This window comes from Streptomyces sp. NPDC020299, assembly GCF_044387825.1.
GTDB lineage: Bacteria > Actinomycetota > Actinomycetes > Streptomycetales > Streptomycetaceae > Streptomyces.
Genome location: NZ_JBIRWL010000001.1, coordinates 451,851 through 469,001 on the forward strand (window position 1 = coordinate 451,851; position 17,151 = coordinate 469,001).

Annotated in this window: 19 protein-coding genes and 1 pseudogene; 8 read left to right on the plus strand and 12 right to left on the minus strand. The window is 71.8% G+C overall.

Features of this window, described 5'->3' with window-relative positions:
- Window positions 1-126 precede the first annotated feature (126 nt).
- Together ACH45E_RS02185 and ACH45E_RS02190 are read left to right on the plus strand one after the other, a co-directional pair.
- Entirely contained in the window at window positions 127-843 is a 717-nt protein-coding gene (locus tag ACH45E_RS02185; RefSeq protein WP_361436114.1) for an MBL fold metallo-hydrolase, read from the plus strand.
- 10 nt (window positions 844-853) lie between these two features.
- The gene (locus ACH45E_RS02190; protein WP_361436112.1) at window positions 854-1,921 is read left to right on the plus strand and encodes a protein kinase family protein; all 1,068 of its coding nucleotides are present in this window, start codon (window positions 854-856) and stop codon (window positions 1,919-1,921) included.
- Here ACH45E_RS02190 and ACH45E_RS02195 read toward each other — a convergent pair.
- From ACH45E_RS02195 to ACH45E_RS02205, 3 genes are all read right to left on the minus strand, one after another.
- A complete protein-coding gene (locus ACH45E_RS02195; protein ID WP_361436110.1) occupies window positions 1,894-2,169 on the minus strand; it encodes a hypothetical protein in 276 nt (91 codons plus the stop codon). The genes ACH45E_RS02190 and ACH45E_RS02195 overlap by 28 nt on opposite strands.
- Window positions 2,170-2,423: 254 nt before the next feature.
- Window positions 2,424-3,464 (minus strand): NUDIX domain-containing protein, encoded by a 1,041-nt coding sequence (locus ACH45E_RS02200; RefSeq protein WP_361436108.1) that lies wholly within the window; start codon window positions 3,462-3,464, stop codon window positions 2,424-2,426.
- A 141-nt stretch (window positions 3,465-3,605) separates the two neighbouring features.
- The gene (locus tag ACH45E_RS02205) at window positions 3,606-3,797 is read right to left on the minus strand and encodes a hypothetical protein (protein WP_361436106.1); all 192 of its coding nucleotides are present in this window, start codon (window positions 3,795-3,797) and stop codon (window positions 3,606-3,608) included.
- Between the two features lie 137 nt (window positions 3,798-3,934).
- Between ACH45E_RS02205 and ACH45E_RS02210 the strand changes: the two genes are divergently transcribed.
- Window positions 3,935-4,288, plus strand: coding sequence for a hypothetical protein (locus ACH45E_RS02210; protein ID WP_361436104.1), 354 nt, complete (start codon window positions 3,935-3,937; stop codon window positions 4,286-4,288).
- 357 nt (window positions 4,289-4,645) lie between these two features.
- Here ACH45E_RS02210 and ACH45E_RS02215 read toward each other — a convergent pair whose 3' ends face one another.
- Window positions 4,646-5,599 carry an ROK family protein gene (locus tag ACH45E_RS02215; RefSeq protein WP_361436102.1) on the minus strand — a complete coding sequence of 318 codons (954 nt, stop codon included), beginning with the start codon at window positions 5,597-5,599 and terminating at the stop codon, window positions 4,646-4,648.
- 154 nt (window positions 5,600-5,753) lie between these two features.
- Here ACH45E_RS02215 and ACH45E_RS02220 point away from each other — a divergent pair, with 154 nt between their 5' ends.
- Together ACH45E_RS02220 and ACH45E_RS02225 are read left to right on the plus strand one after the other, a co-directional pair.
- Window positions 5,754-6,851, plus strand: a complete 1,098-nt coding sequence (locus tag ACH45E_RS02220) for a LacI family DNA-binding transcriptional regulator (RefSeq protein ID WP_361436100.1) — start codon at window positions 5,754-5,756, stop codon at window positions 6,849-6,851.
- Window positions 6,852-6,858: 7 nt separating this feature from the next.
- Window positions 6,859-7,581, plus strand: coding sequence for a hypothetical protein (locus tag ACH45E_RS02225; RefSeq protein ID WP_361436098.1), 723 nt, complete (start codon window positions 6,859-6,861; stop codon window positions 7,579-7,581).
- Window positions 7,582-7,606: 25 nt separating this feature from the next.
- Here the strand turns inward: ACH45E_RS02225 and ACH45E_RS02230 are convergent, their stop codons facing one another.
- The gene (locus ACH45E_RS02230) at window positions 7,607-8,887 is read right to left on the minus strand and encodes a DUF6986 family protein (RefSeq protein ID WP_361436096.1); all 1,281 of its coding nucleotides are present in this window, start codon (window positions 8,885-8,887) and stop codon (window positions 7,607-7,609) included.
- Window positions 8,888-9,080: 193 nt separating this feature from the next.
- Between ACH45E_RS02230 and ACH45E_RS02235 the strand changes: the two genes are divergently transcribed.
- Entirely contained in the window at window positions 9,081-10,010 is a 930-nt protein-coding gene (locus ACH45E_RS02235; protein WP_361436093.1) for an endonuclease/exonuclease/phosphatase family protein, read from the plus strand.
- A 55-nt stretch (window positions 10,011-10,065) separates the two neighbouring features.
- Here ACH45E_RS02235 and ACH45E_RS02240 read toward each other — a convergent pair whose 3' ends face one another.
- The 4 genes from ACH45E_RS02240 to ACH45E_RS02255 all read right to left on the minus strand — a co-directional run bounded on the left by ACH45E_RS02240 (window position 10,066) and on the right by ACH45E_RS02255 (window position 13,217).
- Window positions 10,066-11,028, minus strand: a complete 963-nt coding sequence (locus tag ACH45E_RS02240; RefSeq protein WP_361436090.1) for an electron transfer flavoprotein subunit alpha/FixB family protein — start codon at window positions 11,026-11,028, stop codon at window positions 10,066-10,068.
- A gap of 53 nt (window positions 11,029-11,081) precedes the next feature.
- Window positions 11,082-11,867 (minus strand): electron transfer flavoprotein subunit beta/FixA family protein, encoded by a 786-nt coding sequence (locus ACH45E_RS02245; RefSeq protein ID WP_361436088.1) that lies wholly within the window; start codon window positions 11,865-11,867, stop codon window positions 11,082-11,084.
- Between the two features lie 218 nt (window positions 11,868-12,085).
- Window positions 12,086-12,595: a flavin reductase family protein gene (locus ACH45E_RS02250; RefSeq protein WP_361436086.1), complete on the minus strand. Its 510-nt coding sequence runs from the start codon at window positions 12,593-12,595 to the stop codon at window positions 12,086-12,088.
- Between the two features lie 208 nt (window positions 12,596-12,803).
- Entirely contained in the window at window positions 12,804-13,217 is a 414-nt protein-coding gene (locus ACH45E_RS02255; RefSeq protein ID WP_361436852.1) for a thioredoxin family protein, read from the minus strand.
- A 75-nt stretch (window positions 13,218-13,292) separates the two neighbouring features.
- Here ACH45E_RS02255 and ACH45E_RS02260 point away from each other — a divergent pair.
- Together ACH45E_RS02260 and ACH45E_RS02265 are read left to right on the plus strand one after the other, a co-directional pair.
- Window positions 13,293-13,708: pseudogene (locus ACH45E_RS02260) on the plus strand (DUF4395 domain-containing protein).
- A gap of 198 nt (window positions 13,709-13,906) precedes the next feature.
- Entirely contained in the window at window positions 13,907-14,635 is a 729-nt protein-coding gene (locus ACH45E_RS02265) for a lysophospholipid acyltransferase family protein (protein WP_361436084.1), read from the plus strand.
- Window positions 14,636-14,669: 34 nt separating this feature from the next.
- Here the strand turns inward: ACH45E_RS02265 and ACH45E_RS02270 are convergent, their stop codons facing one another.
- The 3 genes from ACH45E_RS02270 to ACH45E_RS02280 all read right to left on the minus strand — a co-directional run bounded on the left by ACH45E_RS02270 (window position 14,670) and on the right by ACH45E_RS02280 (window position 17,142).
- Window positions 14,670-15,242 carry a transglutaminase domain-containing protein gene (locus ACH45E_RS02270; RefSeq protein ID WP_361436082.1) on the minus strand — a complete coding sequence of 191 codons (573 nt, stop codon included), beginning with the start codon at window positions 15,240-15,242 and terminating at the stop codon, window positions 14,670-14,672.
- Between the two features lie 86 nt (window positions 15,243-15,328).
- The gene (locus ACH45E_RS02275; protein WP_361436080.1) at window positions 15,329-16,399 is read right to left on the minus strand and encodes a low specificity L-threonine aldolase; all 1,071 of its coding nucleotides are present in this window, start codon (window positions 16,397-16,399) and stop codon (window positions 15,329-15,331) included.
- Complete coding sequence (locus tag ACH45E_RS02280; protein WP_361436849.1) at window positions 16,396-17,142, minus strand: SDR family oxidoreductase; 747 nt, start codon at window positions 17,140-17,142, stop codon at window positions 16,396-16,398. The genes ACH45E_RS02275 and ACH45E_RS02280 overlap by 4 nt, the downstream gene beginning before the upstream one ends.
- Window positions 17,143-17,151 lie beyond the last annotated feature (9 nt).

A 17,151-nucleotide genomic window follows, 5' to 3' on the forward strand; every position in this document is an offset into this window, starting at 1 on the left:
CAACCCACCGGCCGTGCGACCGACCAGCCGACCACGAGCGACAGCGCTGTACGCAGCCGGCTGAACCGCTCTGCCCGCAGCAGAGTGCCCTCGCCCCAGGGCGGGGGCCCTGCCTACCGTCGGTGTATGGATGTCATCGAGCTGCTTCCCCGTCTGCACCTGCTGCGCTTCCCGGTCGGACAGGCCTATCTCTGGCGTGACGGCGACGAGTTGACGCTGATCGACGCGGGAGCGGTCGGCTCCGGCGGGGTGATCGCGGATGCCGTGCCGGCCCTCGGGCGGGAGCCGTCGGCCGTGCGGCGGATCGTGCTGACGCACTTCCACGAGGACCACGCGGGCGGGGCGGGCGAGTTCGCCGCGCTGAGCGGGGCCGAGGTACTGGCGCACCGTCTGGACGCGCCGGTCATCCGGGGCGAACTGCCCGGCCCGCCACCGGTGTTCGAGGACTGGGAGCGGCCGATCCACGCGGAAGCCGTGCGGAAGCTGCCACCGGGCGAGCCCGTCGCGCCGGAGCAGGTCACCGAACTGGACGACGGTGACGTCCTCGACTTCGGCGGTGGCGCCCGCATCGTCCACGCCCCCGGTCACACCCACGGCAGCATCGCCGTCCATCTCCCCGAGCACCGTGTGCTGTTCACCGGGGACGCGGTGGCCGCGGCGCCGGTCACCGGGACGGTGCTTCCCGGCGTGTTCAACCTCGACCGGGCGCGGACCCTCGCGTCCTTCCAGCGGTTGGCGGATCTCGACGCGGACGTGGCCTGCTTCGGCCACGGCGATCCGGTCGCCGGGCGGGCTTCGGCTGTTCTGCGCAAAGCGGCGGACGGATACGGAGTGCCGGGCTGACCATGGCGGCATGTCCCTCCCTCAACGCCTCGCCGCCCACACCGCCGTCGCCACCTCCCTGGACCTCCTCAGCGACCGGGAACTGGCCGGGCGGGTGGCGGCGGGGGCGCCGCTCGGCACCGGGATCGGCGGGAGAGCCGTCCGGATCGCGGTCGAGGGCCAAGAGGTCTTCGTGAAGCGGGTGCCGCTGACCGACCTCGAACGGCGGCCGGACCACGTACGGTCCACGGCGAACCTCTTCGGCCTGCCCCCGCAACTCCACTACGGCATCGGCGCCATCGGCAGCCCCGGCTTCGGCGCCTGGCGGGAGCTCGCCCTGCACACCATGACGACGAACTGGGTGCTGGCCGGGCACTTCCCGGGCTTCCCCCTGCTGCACCACTGGCGGGTACTGCCCGACACCCGATCGCTGCCGGACGAACTGGCCGACGTGGACCGGGCCGTCGCCTACTGGGGTGGCAGCGCGGGCATCGCCGAGCGCATCGACGGCCTGCGCACGGCCTCCGCGAGCCTGACCCTGTTCCTGGAGCACATCCCGTACACCTTGCACGACTGGCTCGACGCCCGGCTGCGTACCGGATCGGCCGACGCCGCGTGCGCCACGGCGGCGGCGGGCCTGGCGGCGCTCACGGACTTCCTCCACGAGCGCGGGCTGCTGCACCTGGACGCACACTTCCGGAACATCCTCACCGACGGCCGGCAGCTCTACCTCACCGACTTCGGTCTCTCGCTCAGCCCGCGGTTCCGGCTCGCCGGGGACGAGCGCGCGTTCCTGGACCGGCACCGCGCGTACGACCGTGTCTACACCACGTACTACCTGGTCATCTGGCTGGTCACCGCCCTGTACGGGTACGGCCGCGAGGAACGCGGGGTGTTCCTGCGCGCCTGCGCCGACGGAACGCGGCCCGAGGAGATCGAGTCTGTCCCCCGGGCCGCTGCCGCGCTGATCGAACGCCACGCGCCGCTCGCCGTGGCCATGGACGACTTCTGCCGCGGCCTGGAGCGGGAGAGCAGGCACACACCCTTCCCCCATGCCGAGCTGGACCGCCTCTACAGCAGTTGCAGGCTCTCCGCGTAGTGGCAGGCGACCGGGTTGCCGCCGCCCCGGTCGATCAGCACGGGCACCTCCTCGACGCAGGCCGTGCGCTGGGTCTCGCTGAGCCGGTTCGCGAACTTGGGGCAGCGGGTACGGAAGCGGCAGCCGCTCGGCGGGCAGACCGGGCTCGGCACGTCTCCCTGCACGATGATGCGCTGCCGGCTGCGTTCCTTGCGCGGGTCGGGCAGCGGGGGCAGGGGTGCGGAGGTGGTCTGCGTGGGGGCGCTCATGCGGAGTCCTCCTCGGGGGTGCCGGCGGACATCTCGTGCGGGTAGCCGACCGTTTGAAGTGCTCTCCCGGCTGAAGCCGGGAGATTCCCGCCTACCTTGCGGTAGCGGGCTTGACGCGCTAGGCGCGCCTGACGACGGTCAGTTAACCCTCGCTTTCCCCTCAGAACCTCCCCAGGCGTGCAAAGTCGGTTGTTCTCGACCCCGTAACGGCAAAATTCCCGCCAGTATCGCCAAATCGCGTCCATGACGTGGCATCAGCCGATCGGAACACCGGCCTCCAGGTACAGGGCCGCGCCCCGCTCCCGCGCCCGCAACGCCCACCGCAGCCGTTCGTAGCGGACCGGCGGCAGCATGTCGGCGGCCTCCTGCTCGGTGACGAAGCGCCAGCCGCGCAGCTCGGGTCCCGGCAGCAGCAGCCGGCCGGTCTCGGCGGAGTCCAGCCGTCCGCCGTCGAACAGGAACCGCAGCCCGCCGTAACCGGGGGGCACGGGCCGCTCCCAGTCCACGACGAGCAGCCGTGGTACGCCGTCCAGCCGTATCCCGGTCTCCTCGGCGACCTCGCGCACGCCGGCCCGGGCGGGTGCCTCGCCGCTTTCCACGACCCCGCCGGGGAACTCCCACCCGGCCTTGTAGGTGGGGTCGACCAGCAGCACCCGGTCCCGCTCGTCGAAGAGCAGGACGCCGGCGGCGACGGTCTCGGCCGTGGGCTCCGGGGTCTGCACGATGTCGCAGACCGGCACCGCCCCGCTGCCGACGGCCTCGGCGAGCCGGACGGCCGTCTCGTACGGGGTGAGGTCGCTGGTGTCGACCGGATGGGCGTCCGCCATGAGCCATGAGGCCAGGGCGGCGCGATAGGGCTCGATGTGGTCGTACGACCACTGCCGCACCCGCATCTCGCCGTCGGGAAGGTCCGGCACGTCCCGCCCGGCTATTCGCTCACGCAGGATCGTTTCGGCCGGAGCGAGGAGGACATGCCGTACCGCGATGCGGCGGGCGGCGAGGCCGCCGAAGATCTCGTCGCGGTACTCCTGGCGCAGCAGGGTCATGGGAACCACGAGGGTCCCGCCGAGCTCGGCGAGCATCGCGGCCGCCGTGTCGATCACGAGCCGTCGCCAGATCGGCAGGTCCTGGAAGTCGCCGGCCTCGGCGAGGCGCTTGGGCGGCAGCAGGTACGAGAGCGCTCCGCCGATGACCTCGGGGTCGAAGAGCGTGCTGTTCGGGATCAGCTCGATCAGCTCCCGTGCGGTCGTGGTCTTCCCCGCACCGAAAGCGCCGTTGATCCAGACGACGGTCACGGACTCCCCCTCTTCTGTTGGCCCCCTGTGGCTTGCCCGCTCCACACTGCCACGGAAACCACTCCCAGGAGAGGGCGCGCCCACGCGGTGCCGCCGCCCCTTGTGACGGGGCAACGGCACCGCGTTGGACGGGCCGGCGTGCTACCGCTGGGCCGGCGTCTCGTCGTCGCGGGCGAGGCCCTCCTCGCCGATGACACCGTCCGCGGAGTCGACGGTTCCGGAGACGTGCGGGTCCCCGACGACCTCGTGACGCGTCGCGTGCGACGGGGTGATGGCGGCCACGACGAAGCCGGTGGCGAGGGAGGCGATGGCGAGCATGCTGCGCTTCTTCATGCCCGGATCAACTGCGTAAGCGGGCCGGGGTCACGCGGCTGGCGCCGAATCCCGTGGCCGGGTGATCGTTTCACCGCTATCGTCCGAGGTCACGGCCTGCCGGAACCGCGGCGGCCCCGACCCCGAAGGCGACCGCCATGACCGGCCCGCGACCCACTACCACCCTCTGGCGCCCCACCGGCCCCAAGGAGCTGGAGCTGGTCCGCGAACTGGACTGGCGGGCCTGGCCGCCCCGGCTGCCCGAGCAGCCGATCTTCTACCCGGTCCTCAACGAGGACTATGCGATCAGGATCGCCCGCGACTGGAACGTCAAGCACGACGGCGCCGGCTTCGTGACCCGCTTCGCGGTCGACTCCGCCTTCCTGAGCCGCTACCCGGTCCGTCAGGCGGGCGGCGAGACGATCCTGGAGCTCTGGGTGCCCGCGGAGGAGCTGGACGAGTTCAACACCCACATCGTGGGCACGATCGAGGTGGTCCACGAGTTCCGCTGAGCCGCCCGAACACCACCCCGAGGGCTGGACCGTGCGGCCCGGGTCACCGCCACACGCACCCGTGCGGCCCCCGGGCCGGACGTCGGCCACCGGTGGACGGTGACCGCGCCTTCGGGGAGGCCGGCCGGATCGGACGGCTGCCCGTACCTCGGTGACCGGCCGTGGCTCACGGCCGCCGACGGCCGGGACCGGTGGAGCGCGACACCAGCGAACGAGAGCGCGGTGGACGCGGGGCACCCGATCACCTTCGGCCTATGGGGATACGCCAAGGGGCTCGGGGCGCACACGGACGACACGGAGGCCGCCTCGGCCGGCGGCCCGGTCCGCTCAGGGACTGAACGTTCCTGCTCGGTCCCGTCACACCCCCGCCGCGGTCGTGTCCGGCCGCAGGGCCAGGGCGGCCGCGGCGGCGCCCACCAGGCCGGCGTCCGTGCCCATCTGGGCGGGCGTCACGGTGAGCCCCTGGACGAAGGAGAGCGTGGCGTAGTCGGCGAGGGCCTTGCGGAGCGGCTCGAAGAGGATGTCGCCCGCCTTGCCGACGCCCCCGCCGATCACCGCGACGTCGATCTCGACCAGGGTGGCGGTGGCCGCGATCCCGGCGGCCAGGGCCTGCGCGGCGCGTTCGAAGGACGCCACGGCGACCGGGTCGCCGGCGCGGGCGGCGGCGGCCACCGCGGCGGCGGAGGTGTCGCCGTCCGGGCCCGGCCGCCAGCCGTTCTCCAGCGCGCGCCGGGCGATGTTCGGGCCGCTCGCGATCCGCTCCACGCAGCCGCGCGAGCCGCAGGGGCACAGGTCGCCGTCGAGGCCGACGCTGATGTGGCCGATGTGGCCCGCGTTGCCGGTCGGTCCCGGGTGCAGCCGCCCGTTCAGGATCAGGCCGCCGCCGACCCCGGTCGAGACGACCATGCACAGGGCGTTGTCGTGGCCCCGGGCGGCGCCCTGCCAGTGCTCGGCGGCGGCGATCGCCACACCGTCGCCGATCAGTTCCACCGGCAGCCCACCGGTGACCGCACGCACCCGGTCGACCAGCGGGAAGTCACGCCAGCCCGGCACGTTCACCGGGCTCACCGTGCCGGTGGCGGCGTTCACCGGGCCGGCGCTGCCGATGCCGACGGCGCCCGCGCGTGCCCACAGGGGCGACCCGGTCAGATCGCCGAGCACCTCCTGAACGGCCCGCATGATGGTGTCGCCGTCCTCCTGCGCGGGCGTCGCGCGCTGCGCTCGCACCAGGATGGAGCCGTGGGCGTCCACCAGCGCTCCGGCGATCTTGGTGCCGCCGATGTCGAGCGCGGCCACGAGGTCGGTCTGCATCAGAGTGATATCTCCCCGTCAACCAGGTCAAAAAGGGGTGGCCGGTCGCGGTGGGGGCGCGGGCCGGAGATTGCGATGGACAGTCTCTCGCGGGCATGACAACGTTGTCCAGGCTCTATGCTCGACGCCACATCCTCATACAAACCGATGACCGATGCATCACCCTCTGGACAACAAGCCCGACAGGACAGGACAGCGCATCGTGCCCGAGACCATCCGCCGAGCAGACCGCCACTCCGGGAGCCGCTACGGAAACCGTCCGACCATGAAGGACGTGGCCGCACGGGCCGGCGTCGGCCTGAAGACGGTCTCCCGCGTGGTCAACGGCGAGCCGGGCGTCACCCCGGACACGGAACGCCGGGTCCAGGAGGCCATCGACGCGCTGGGCTTCCGCCGCAACGACAGCGCCCGGGTACTGCGCAAGGGCCGCACCGCGAGCATCGGCCTGGTCCTGGAGGACCTCGCCGACCCGTTCTACGGTCCCCTCAGCCGCGCGGTGGAGGAGGTGGCCCGGGCCCACGGCGCCCTGCTGATCAACGGCTCCAGCGCGGAGGACCCGGAGCGCGAGCAGGAGCTGGCGCTGGCGTTGTGCGCGCGGCGCGTGGACGGGCTGGTGATCATCCCGGCCGGGGACGACCACCGGTATCTGGAACCGGAGATCAAGGCGGGCGTCGCGACCGTGTTCGTGGACCGTCCGGCCGGGAACATCGACGCCGACGTGGTGCTGTCCGACAACTTCGGTGGCGCCCGCTCCGGCGTCGCCCACCTCATCGCCCAAGGCCACCGCCGGATCGGGTTCATCGGCGACATGCCCCGCATCCACACCGCGGCCGAGCGGCTGCGCGGCTACCGGGCGGCCATGGAGGACGCGGGAATACCCGTGGCGCAGTCCTGGATGTCCCTGGGCGTCACCGATCCGCAGCGGGTGCGCCGGGCGGCCGAGGAGATGCTCTCCGGGCCCTCCCCCGTCACGGCCGTCCTCGCGGGCAACAACCGCGTGACGGTGACCGTGATCCGCGTCCTCGCCGAGCACCGCCGCCGCGTGGCCCTCGTCGGCTTCGACGACTTCGAGCTCGCCGACCTGCTCCAGCCGGGCGTCACGGTCGTCGCCCAGGACTCGGCCGCCCTCGGCCGTACCGCCGCCGAACGCCTCTTCCGCCAGCTGGACGGCGCCCTCGTCGCCCCGGAGCGCATCGAGCTGCCGACCCGGCTGATCACCCGCGGCTCGGGCGAGCTGCCACCGGCGGACTGAGCCGCCCATGACAGGCCGCACACTGGAAGAACTCGGGCTCGCCGAGGCGCCGCGCGAGAACCCGCTGAGCTACCCGGGCGCCCGGCCCGCCGACTCCGGGCTGCTGCTCGGGGACCGGATGCTGCCGCTGGACCGCCTGGTGCACGAGGACCGGACGCCGGTCGTGGCGGTCGGCTCCAACGCCTGCCCCGCCCAACTGCGCCACAAGCTGGCCGGGTTCGGGATCACCTCGGCCCTGCCGATGGTGCGGGCCCGGGTGCGGGGGCTCGACGTGGGCGTCTCCGCGCACGTCAGCCGCATGGGTTATGTGTCCGCCTCTCCTGTGGGCGCGCCCGGGGTGTCCCGGGAGTTGTTCGTCATCTGGCCGGACGCGGAGCAGCTGGCCGTGATCGACGCCAGTGAGCTCAACTTCGACCGTGCCTGGCTGCCCACGCCGCACGTGCGGATCGGGCTGGCCGACGGCTCGACGCTGCCCGGCGCGTACGCGTACGTCAACCGGCACGGGGTCCTGCACGACGGCGACGGCGCACCCCGCGCGCACCCCGGGCAGCGGGCCCTGATCGGCGAACTGCTGTCGAGGTCGGCCGAGTTGCGGGAACTGTTCGGTGTCACGCCCGAGCAGTTCTGCGCGCGGGCGCGCGCCGACGTCGAACTGTGCGCGCGGGGCACGCGGTTGTTCGCCGAGCGGAAGTGGGTGACGGCGTCCGGGCTGGAAGCGTACGTCGCCTGAGGCGGGCGGCCCCCGGGCCGGCCCGTTATCCGGCCGGCGCCGCGAAGCCCTCCAGGCCGGCCCGGGCCAGTCCGGTCAGCCGGGCCACCTCGGCGAGGTCGAGGGCGCCGCAGTCCAGGCCGCGCAGCAGATAGCCGCTGAGGGCCTTGGCGGTGGCGGGTTCGTCCAGGACGTCGCCGCCCGTCCGGTCGGCGTACCGGGCCAGCCGGGCCGCCGCCTGTTCGAAGCCCTCCCGGTAGAAGGCGAAGACGGCCGCGTAGCGGGTGGGGAGATGGCCGGGGTGCATGTCCCAGCCCTGGTAGTAGGCGCGACCCAGGGCGCGGCGGGTGAGGCCGTAGTGCAGCCGCCAGGCGTCGTGGACCTTCTCCGTGGGGCCGACCGGGAGGACGTTCGTCGAGCCGTCCGAGAGGCGTACGCCGGTGCCGGCCGCCGCCACCTGCATGATCGCCTTGGCGTGGTCGGCGGCGGGGTGGTCGGGTGCCTGGTGGGCGGCCGAGACGCCGAGGCAGGCGCTGTAGTCGAAGGTGCCGTAGTGCAGTCCGGTGGCGCGGCCCTCGGCGGCCTGGATCATGCGGGCGACGGTGGCGGTGCCGTCGGTGGCCAGGACGGCCTGGCTGGTCTCGATCTGGATCTCGAAGCCGATCCGGCCGGGCTCCAGGCCACGCGCCCGTTCGAAGGCCTCGAGGAGGCGGACCATGGCGGTGACCTGCTCGGCGTACGTCACCTTGGGCAGCGTCAGCACGAGCCCGTCGGGCAGACCGCCGGCCTCCATGAGGCCGGTGAGGAAGATGTCGAGGGTGCGGATGCCCCGGTCACGCACCGGCGCCTCCATGCACTTCGTCCGAATGCCCATGTACGGGGCCGCGGTGCCCTTCTCGTACGCCTCGGCGATGAGGCGGGCCGCGCGGGCCGCCGCCTCGTCCTCCTCCGCGTCGGGGCGGCGGCCGTAGCCGTCCTCGAAGTCGACGCGCAGGTCTTCGACCGGCTCGTGCTCCAGTTTGGCGCGGACCCGGGAGTGGACCGGCTCGGCGAGGTCGTCACCGAGGCCGAGGACGGCGGCGAAGGAGGCGGCGTCCGGGGCGTGTTCGTCCAGGGCCGCAAGGGCCCGGTCGCCCCAGGAGCGGATGGTGCCGGCGGCGAAGACGTCGCCGGGGACATAGACGGTGTGCACGGGCTGGCGGGTGCCGGGGTCGCCGGGGTAGCGGCGCTCCAGTTCGGCGTCGACCGGGGCGAGGGAGGCACTGATCTCCTCGCTGACGGTGCCCGCGAGGCTCGTCGACACCTTCTCCTGCCGGCCCTGGCTCATTCCACACCTTCCGCAGGCTTTCCGCTGTACGGAATCAACAATCCGTAGAACGAAGTTATCCGTGCGGCTTCCCGCTGGTCAACACCCCGTCCCCAGCCCGAGCCGCCGTGTTCACCCCTCGTGCCAAGAACCCCTGGGCCCTCTTTCGCACGACGGTTCGCCCCTTCATCCTGATCAGTCGGGAGGGAACCACATGCCGGACACCACCAGAATGACCCGCCGCAGGGGCCTGAGGACGGCGCTGGCCACCGCGATCACCGCGCCACTGCTCGCCACGGTGACGGCCCCGGCCGCCAGAACGGCCCCCGCGGCGGAACCGGCCTCCGTCGCCGGGCCGACCGGCCGGCGCCTGGGCGTCATGACGTTCAATCTGCGCTTCGCGGGCACCACCGGGCCCAACAGCTGGGCCGTGCGCCGCCCGGTCATGCGGGCGCTGTTACGCCATGAGGCGCCCGATGTCCTCGGTACCCAGGAAGGCCTCTACCAGCAACTGCGCGACATCCACGCCGACCTCGGACCGCACTACGACTGGATCGGCACCGGCCGCAAGGGCGGCAGCCACGACGAGGCCGTGGCGGTCTTCTACAACAACCGGCGCCTGGCTCCGGTCGAGCACGACACCTTCTGGCTCTCCGACACGCCGAAGGTGATCGCTTCGAACACCTGGGGCGCCGCGCTCCCCCGCATCGCCACCTGGGTCCGGTTCCGCGATCTGCACGACGACGGGCGCGAGTTCCACCTCCTCAACACCCACCTCGACCACCGCGCCCAGTACGCCCGCGAACGGGCCGCGGCGCTCATCGGCCGGCGGATCGCGGAACTCGGCCTCTCCCGGCCGTTCCTCGTGACCGGCGACTTCAACTCGGCGGCCCACGACAACCCGGCCTACGACACCCTGCTGGACGCCGGACTCGTCGACACCTGGGACGCGGCGGCCGAGCGGAGCAAGCTGTACGCGACCTTCCACGGCTACCAGCCGCTCGTTCCGGACGGCGACCGCATCGACTGGATCCTGGCCGGCCCGGGCGTCACGACGCACCGGGCCACCGTCAACACCTACGCGCGGGACGGCCAGTTCCCCAGCGACCACCTGCCCGTACAGGCGTCCGTGACCCTGGGATGAGGCGAGGCCCCCGTGACCGGCGTGGTCACGGGGGCCTCGTTCAGCCCGGTGGCGATCAGCCCTTGCGGGTCTTGATCTCCTCGGTGAGCTGCGGGACGACGTCGAACAGGTCGCCGACGACGCCGTAGTCGACCAGGTCGAAGATCGGGGCCTCGGCGTCCTTGTTGACGGCCACGATCGTCTTCGAGGTCTGCATACCGGCGCGGTGCTGGATGGCGCCGGAGATGCCGTTGGCGATGTAGAGCTGCGGCGAGACCGACTTGCCGGTCTGGCCGACCTGGTTGGTGTGCGGGTACCAGCCGGCGTCCACCGCGGCACGCGAGGCACCGACAGCCGCGCCGAGGGAGTCGGCCAGCGCCTCGATGATCGAGAAGTTCTCGGCGCCGTTGACGCCACGGCCGCCGGAGACCACGATCGCGGCCTCGGTCAGCTCCGGACGGCCCGTCGACTCACGGGCGGTGCGGCCGGTGACCTTGGTGCCGGTGGCCTTGTCGGAGAAGGACACGGACAGGGCCTCGACGCTGCCTGCGGCCGGGGCGGCCTCGACGGCGGCCGAGTTCGGCTTGACCGTGATGACCGGGGTGCCCTTGATGACACGGGACTTGGTGGTGAAGGACGCGGCGAACACCGACTGGGTGGCCACCGGGCCCTCGTCGCCGGCCTCGAGGTCGACGGCGTCGGTGATGATGCCGGAGCCGATGCGCAGCGCCAGACGGGCGGCGATCTCCTTGCCCTCGGCGGAGGACGGGACCAGCACGGCGGCCGGGGAGACGGCCTCGACGGCGGCCTGGAGCGCGTCCACCTTCGGGACGACCAGGTACTCGGCGTACTCCGAGGCGTCGTGGGTGAGGACCTTCACCGCGCCGTGCTCGGCGAGGGTGGCGGCGGTGTCGGCGGCGCCGTTGCCCAGCGCGACCGCGACGGGCTCGCCGATACGGCGGGCCAGCGTCAGCAGCTCCAGGGTCGGCTTGCGGACGGCACCGTCCACGTGGTCGACGTAGACGAGGACTTCAGCCATGGGATTGCTCTCCTGCGAAACGAAGTTGAGGGGCGGTCAGCGACTGCGGGGCCTTAGATGAACTTCTGGCCCGCGAGGAACTCAGCGAGCTGCTTGCCGCCCTCGCCCTCGTCCTTGACGATGGTGCCGGCCGTGCGCGCCGGGCGCGCGTTCGCGGCCTCGACCTTGGTGAACGCGCCGTCCAGGCCGACCTCCTCCGCCTCGATGTCGAGGTCGGACAGGTCCCAGGACTGAACCGGCTTCTTCTTGGCGGCCATGATGCCCTTGAAGGACGGGTAGCGCGCCTCGCCCGACTGGTCGGTGACGGACACGACGGCCGGGAGCTGCGCCTCGAGCTGCTCACTGGCGGCGTCGCCGTCGCGGCGGCCCTTCACGGTGCCGTCCTCGACCGAGACCTCGGACAGCAGGGTGACCTGCGGGACACCGAGGCGCTCGGCCACCAGCGCCGGTACGACACCCATGGTGCCGTCGGTGGAGGCCATGCCGGAGATCACCAGGTCGTAGCCGGCCTTCTCGATGGCCTTGGCCAGCACCAGGGAGGTGCCGATGGCGTCGGTGCCGTGCAGGTCGTCGTCCTCGACGTGGATCGCCTTGTCGGCACCCATGGACAGCGCCTTGCGCAGCGCGTCCTTGGCGTCCTCCGGGCCGATGGTCAGCACGGTGACCTCGGCGTCGTCAGCGTCATCGGCGATCTGGAGCGCCTGCTCGACCGCGTACTCGTCCAGCTCGGAGAGCAGACCGTCCACGTCGTCCCGGTCGACGGTCAGGTCATCGGCGAAGTGCCTGTCGCCAGTGGCGTCGGGCACGTACTTCACAGTGACAACGATCCTCAAGCTCACGCCGGCTCTCCTACTGCATCGTCTTTTCCGGTCTGCCTCTTGCAGGCAGCATAGGCGCCTCAAGCGGCCGATCCCGGTCGGGGCGACCGCGCGCTCCGAACGAAATATTACTCGTCAGTACACCCAGTTCGTTCCCGCTAAGCAAGCGCTTTGAACTGTGACCTTCGCAACGCAGCGTAACCGGAATCGGACCACCCCGCAGGAGAGGCGGCGCGTGATCAATCCCGCAGACCGCCGAAGCGGCCCTGGTGGTAGAGCAGGGGGCGCCCGGTGCCGGTGGGGTCGCCGAGGACGACTTCGGCGAGCACGATGCGGTGCTCCCCGGCGGGGACCCGCCCGACGACCCGGCAGACCAGCCAGGCCAGCACCTCGTCCAGTACCGGAACGCCTTCCGGGCCGTCGCGCCAGGCCGTGGGCGGGCCGAAGCGGTCGGCGCCGCTGCGGGCGAAGGTGGCGGCCAGCTCCCGCTGGTGTTCGCCGAGTATGTGGACGCCGACGTGGTCGGACTCCGCTATCGCGGGCCAGCTCGAGGCGCCGGTGCTGATGCCGAAGGAGAGCAGCGGGGGCTCGGCGGAGACGGAGGTGAGGGAGGTGGCGGTGAAGCCGACCGGGCCGGCGTCACCGCGGGCGGTGATCACCGCGACACCCGCGGCGTGCCGGCGGAAGGCGGAGCGCAGGAGGTCGGGGGAGGCGAGCTGGAAGGTGCCGAGATCGGGCGTGGCCGTCATGGAGTTGTCCTTCTCCGGGAGGTGGCGGGGATGTCCGTAGCTGCTCAAGAGCCGGGACAGCGCGCGCTCGCGGTGCGGACCAGGTCGACGTGGACCCGTCCGTGGAGCAGGAGTTCCGAAGGCATACGGTCAGGCTGACGATGCGTGGTGCGCCCAGTCAAGTACGTTCCGCGATCTGGGAGCTGCCTCACCGTCACCGGCACCTCCCTCACACGGCCTCTCCGAGCGCCGCGATGACATCGGCCTTGCGCGGCTGGCCGGTGGCACGCCGCACCACCCGCCCCTGGGCGTCGAGGACCAGCACGGTGGGGGTTTTGAGGATCTCGAGTTCGCGCACGAGGTCGAGGTGGTCCTCGGCGTCGATCTCGACGTGGGTGACGCCGGGTACCATCCCGGCGACCTCGCCGAGCACCCGCCGGGTCGCCCTGCAGGGCGCGCAGAAGGCGCTGGAGAACTGCACGAGGGTGGCCCGCTCGCCGAGTTCGCCGCCCAGTTCGGCCGCCCCGAGCCGCTTGCCGTCGTCCCGCCCGCGCACCCGTACTCTCCCGCTCCGCCGCCGTTGCAGCACTCCGTAGGCGCTCGCCACGGCGAGCACCGCCACGCACACCATCACTCCGGTCATCATCCGCACAAGCATTCACGAGACCGCAAAGATTCCCGCCTCCCAGGGGGGTGTCCTATCCGGAATGCTTGATTCATGGACATCGATGTGAGGGGGCCGCGCTTCGGGGCGGCCGTGACGACGGTCGTGCTGGCGGCGGTACTGGTCACCGGGAGCGCGTGGCTGCTCGCCTGGCAGACCCTGGCGTTCGCGCTGGGGGCGGCCGGGGGTGTGGGCCGTCACCGTACGGCTGGCTGTTCCGGAAGGCGGTGCGCCCGCGGCTCGGCCCGCCGGCCGGGTTCGAGTCGCCCGAACCGCCGCGCTTCGCGCAGGCGGTGGGGCTTGTCTTCGCCGGGCTCGGCCTGGCCGGTTACACGCTCGGACCCGAGTGGCTGGGGCTCGCGGCGACGGGGGCGGCGCTCGCCGCCGCCTTCCTGAACGCGGCGTTCGGATACTGCCTGGGCTGCGAGTTGTTCCTGCTGGTCCGGCGGGTGACGGTACGTACGCGGTAATCGCGCACTAAAGCAGTCTTAAGACACCGAGGTGGAGAATAGGCCGACGTGACGAGGATCTCGCCGTGGCGGGGCACCAGGACTGGCTCCCCGCCCGTTCTTCGGGCACGATCTGCGAGACGCCGTAAACCTACGGCTGCGTAACTTTCCCGCCGGGAGCCCCTTTCCCAGGCTGAGCAGAAAGGGTCCACCCCGACCATGGCAGAGCTGGTCTACCGTCCCGTCATCGGTCTCGCCCTGACGATGTTCAAGGCCTGGGACCTGAAGATCGACTGCAAGGGTTCGGAGAACATCCCCCGCTCGGGTGGCGCGGTCCTGGTGAGCAATCACATCAGTTACCTGGACTTCATCTTCAACGGCCTGGCGGCGCTTCCGCAGAAGCGGCTGGTGCGCTTCATGGCGAAGGAGTCCGTCTTCCGCCACAAGATCTCCGGACCGCTGATGCGCGGTATGAAGCACATCCCGGTGGACCGCAACCAGGGCGAGGCGGCGTACGCGCACGCGCTGGACTCGCTGAAGTCCGGTGAGATCATCGGGGTCTTCCCCGAGGCGACCATCTCGCAGTCCTTCACGCTGAAGAGCTTCAAGTCCGGCGCCGCGCGCCTGGCCCAGGAGGCGGGCGTGCCGCTGGTCCCCATGGCGGTGTGGGGCACGCAGCGGCTGTGGACCAAGGGGCAGCCGCGCAACTTCAAGCGCAGCCACACCCCGGTCACCATCCGCGTCGGCGAGGCGCTCGAGGCCTCCCGCGAGCAGTACGCGGGCGCCATCACCCGCCGGCTGCGCGAACGCGTCCAGGAGCTTCTGGACACGGCCCAGCGCGCCTACCCGGTCCGCCCCAAGGGCCCGGAGGACTCCTGGTGGCTCCCCGCCCACCTGGGCGGCACGGCCCCGACCCAGGAACAGCTCAAGGCCGCCGAGGCCCACTGACACCCCGCCCCGAGCACCGCCGGTCCCCGTCGCCTCAGAGTGCGGCGGGGAGCGTCCGCCACAGGTACGGGCGGTCGGGCGCGGCCTTCAGCGCCGCGAGCACGACCGGGTGAGGTTCGGCGTAGAGGTCCGGATAATCCAGTTCGCCCGACTCTGCGTCGGGCTCGAAGGCCAGCCGCTCCCCGTCCAGGGAGAACCGCGCGTCCACGCCCGGCTTGTTGCCGCGCGGGTCCTGCCGGTGCCAGGCGCCGTTGAAGCGCACGGCGACCAGGCCGTGCACCACGTCGAACTTCTGGTAGCAGAGCGCGGTCGGGATGTCCTCGGCCCGTAGCAGCGCGGCCAGGGCGTGGGCCTTGGCGTAGCAGATGCCGGTGCCCTGCTCCAGTACGTCCGAGGCGCGCCAGGTGACGCGCGGGTCGCCAAAGTCCTGGGAGTGCGGGATGGTGTCGCGCACGAACTCGAATGCGAGGCGTGCATAGGAATACGAGTCGTCGGCGTCCTGCGCGAGACGCGCGGCCGTTTTCCGGACCACCGGGTGATGGTGGTCGATGACCTCGTCGGCGGCCAGATAGGCGGACAGGTCGGGTGTCTCCTGGATCAGCTCCATGCCCGCAGAGCATAGGAATGCGATCACCCGAGAGTCAATTACTTTTCAGGTGACCGCATATCTATGCATCTATCGAGGTTGGCGCTTCAGCGCGCCATCTCCTCCTTGACCGCCGCCACGAACGCGTCCACGTCCTCCTCGGTGGTGTCGAAGGCGCACATCCACCGGACGACACCCGCGGCCTCGTCCCAGAAGTAGAACCGGAACCGCTTCTGGAGGCGCTCGCTCACGTCGTGCGGGAGCCGGGCGAAGACCCCGTTGGCCTGCACCGGGTAGAGGAGCTCCACCCCGTGCACCGCCCGCACGCCCTCCGCCAGCCGCTCGGCCATCTCGTTGGCGTGGCGGGCGTTGCGCAGCCACAGGTCCCTGGTCAGAAGGGCCTCGAACTGCACCGACACGAAGCGCATCTTGGAGGCGAGCTGCATGGACATCTTGCGGATGTGCTTCATCCGACGCACGGCGTCCTGGTTGATGACCACGACCGCCTCGCCGAACAGCGCGCCGTTCTTCGTGCCGCCCAGCGAGAGGATGTCGACGCCGACCGCGTTGGTGAACGTCCGCATCGGGACGTCCAGGGAGGCGGCCGCGTTGGCCAGCCGGGAGCCGTCCAGGTGCACCCTCATGCCGTGGGCGTGGGCGTGCTCGCAGACCGCGCGGATCTCGTCCGGCGTGTAGACGGTGCCCAGCTCCGTGCTCTGGGTGATCGACACCACCTGCGGCATGGCCCGGTGCTCGTCCTCCCAGCCGTACGCCTGCCGGTCGATCAGCTCGGGGGTGAGCTTGCCGTCCGGGGTGGGCACGGTGAGCAGCTTGAGGCCGGCCATGCGTTCGGGGGCGCCGCCCTCGTCGACCTGGATGTGCGCGCTCTCGGCGCAGATCACCGCGCCCCAGCGGTCGGTGACCGCCTGGAGCGCGACGACGTTCGCGCCGGTGCCGTTGAAGACCGGGAACGCCTCCGCCGTGGCGCCGAAGTGGCTGCGGATGATCTGCTGGAGGTGCTCGGTGTAGTCGTCCTCGCCGTACGCGACCTGGTGACCGCCGTTGGCCAGGGCTATGGCGGCGAGCACCTCGGGGTGCACGCCCGCGTAGTTGTCACTGGCGAAACCGCGGACCTGCGGGTCGTGATGGCGACGGGCATCGGTCTTCGGGGGGTTCACGGCTTCTCGGTCAGCCACAGGCGGTGTCCGTTCACTTCGGCGGCGGGCTTGCTCCAGACGCCGGTGATGGCCTCCGCCAGGTCCTTGACGTCGGTGAAGCCCGCGAACTTCGCGTTGGGGCGTTCGGCGCGCATCGCGTCGTGCACCAGCGCCTTCACCACCAGGATGGCAGCCGCCGACGTGGGGCCCTCGGCGCCCCCGGCCTTCTTGAAGTAGTCGGCCAGAGCCAGCGTCCAGGCCTCGGCGGCGGCCTTGGCCGAGGCGTAGGCGGCGTTGCCGGCGGTGGGCTTGCTGGCGCCCTCGGCGCTGATCAGCAGGTACCGGCCGCGTTCGCTGCGCTGGAGCGCCTCGTGGAAGGCCAGGGAGGTGTGCTGCACGGTCTTGACGAGCAGCAGCTCCAGGAAGTCCCAGTCGTCGAGGCTGGTCTTGGTGAAGGTCTCGCTGCCGCGCCAGCCGCCGACGAGGTGGACGAGGCCGTCGACGCGGCCGAAGTCCTTCTCGATGTGCGTGGCCCAGTCGCGGGTGGACTGGAGGTCGAGCAGGTCCACCGTGTCCCCGGTGACGGTGGCGCCGCCGCCGGCGTAGCGGGCCGCGTCCACGGCCTCCGACAGCCGCTGCGGGTCGTTGTCCGCGCCGACGACGGTCGCGCCCGCCTCGGCCAGCCTGCGCAGCGTCGCACGGCCGGCGGGTCCGCCCGCGCCGGCGACCGCGATCACCGCTCCGTCGAGAGCCCCGTTCCCCATTTTCGCCTC

What these genes read in the sequence shown, in the direction of transcription:
- ACH45E_RS02185 (WP_361436114.1), top strand. Translation starts at nt 127, where the DNA reads ATGGATGTCATCGAGCTGCTTCCCCGTCTGCACCTGCTGCGCTTCCCG.
- ACH45E_RS02190 (WP_361436112.1), top strand. Translation starts at nt 854, where the DNA reads ATGTCCCTCCCTCAACGCCTCGCCGCCCACACCGCCGTCGCCACCTCC.
- ACH45E_RS02195 (WP_361436110.1), bottom strand. Translation starts at nt 2,169, where the DNA reads ATGAGCGCCCCCACGCAGACCACCTCCGCACCCCTGCCCCCGCTGCCC.
- ACH45E_RS02205 (WP_361436106.1), bottom strand. Translation starts at nt 3,797, where the DNA reads ATGAAGAAGCGCAGCATGCTCGCCATCGCCTCCCTCGCCACCGGCTTC.
- ACH45E_RS02210 (WP_361436104.1), top strand. Translation starts at nt 3,935, where the DNA reads ATGACCGGCCCGCGACCCACTACCACCCTCTGGCGCCCCACCGGCCCC.
- ACH45E_RS02215 (WP_361436102.1), bottom strand. Translation starts at nt 5,599, where the DNA reads ATGCAGACCGACCTCGTGGCCGCGCTCGACATCGGCGGCACCAAGATC.
- ACH45E_RS02220 (WP_361436100.1), top strand. Translation starts at nt 5,754, where the DNA reads ATGCATCACCCTCTGGACAACAAGCCCGACAGGACAGGACAGCGCATC.
- ACH45E_RS02225 (WP_361436098.1), top strand. Translation starts at nt 6,859, where the DNA reads ATGACAGGCCGCACACTGGAAGAACTCGGGCTCGCCGAGGCGCCGCGC.
- ACH45E_RS02230 (WP_361436096.1), bottom strand. Translation starts at nt 8,887, where the DNA reads ATGAGCCAGGGCCGGCAGGAGAAGGTGTCGACGAGCCTCGCGGGCACC.
- ACH45E_RS02235 (WP_361436093.1), top strand. Translation starts at nt 9,081, where the DNA reads ATGCCGGACACCACCAGAATGACCCGCCGCAGGGGCCTGAGGACGGCG.
- ACH45E_RS02240 (WP_361436090.1), bottom strand. Translation starts at nt 11,028, where the DNA reads ATGGCTGAAGTCCTCGTCTACGTCGACCACGTGGACGGTGCCGTCCGC.
- ACH45E_RS02250 (WP_361436086.1), bottom strand. Translation starts at nt 12,595, where the DNA reads ATGACGGCCACGCCCGATCTCGGCACCTTCCAGCTCGCCTCCCCCGAC.
- ACH45E_RS02255 (WP_361436852.1), bottom strand. Translation starts at nt 13,217, where the DNA reads ATGACCGGAGTGATGGTGTGCGTGGCGGTGCTCGCCGTGGCGAGCGCC.
- ACH45E_RS02265 (WP_361436084.1), top strand. Translation starts at nt 13,907, where the DNA reads ATGGCAGAGCTGGTCTACCGTCCCGTCATCGGTCTCGCCCTGACGATG.
- ACH45E_RS02270 (WP_361436082.1), bottom strand. Translation starts at nt 15,242, where the DNA reads ATGGAGCTGATCCAGGAGACACCCGACCTGTCCGCCTATCTGGCCGCC.
- ACH45E_RS02280 (WP_361436849.1), bottom strand. Translation starts at nt 17,142, where the DNA reads ATGGGGAACGGGGCTCTCGACGGAGCGGTGATCGCGGTCGCCGGCGCG.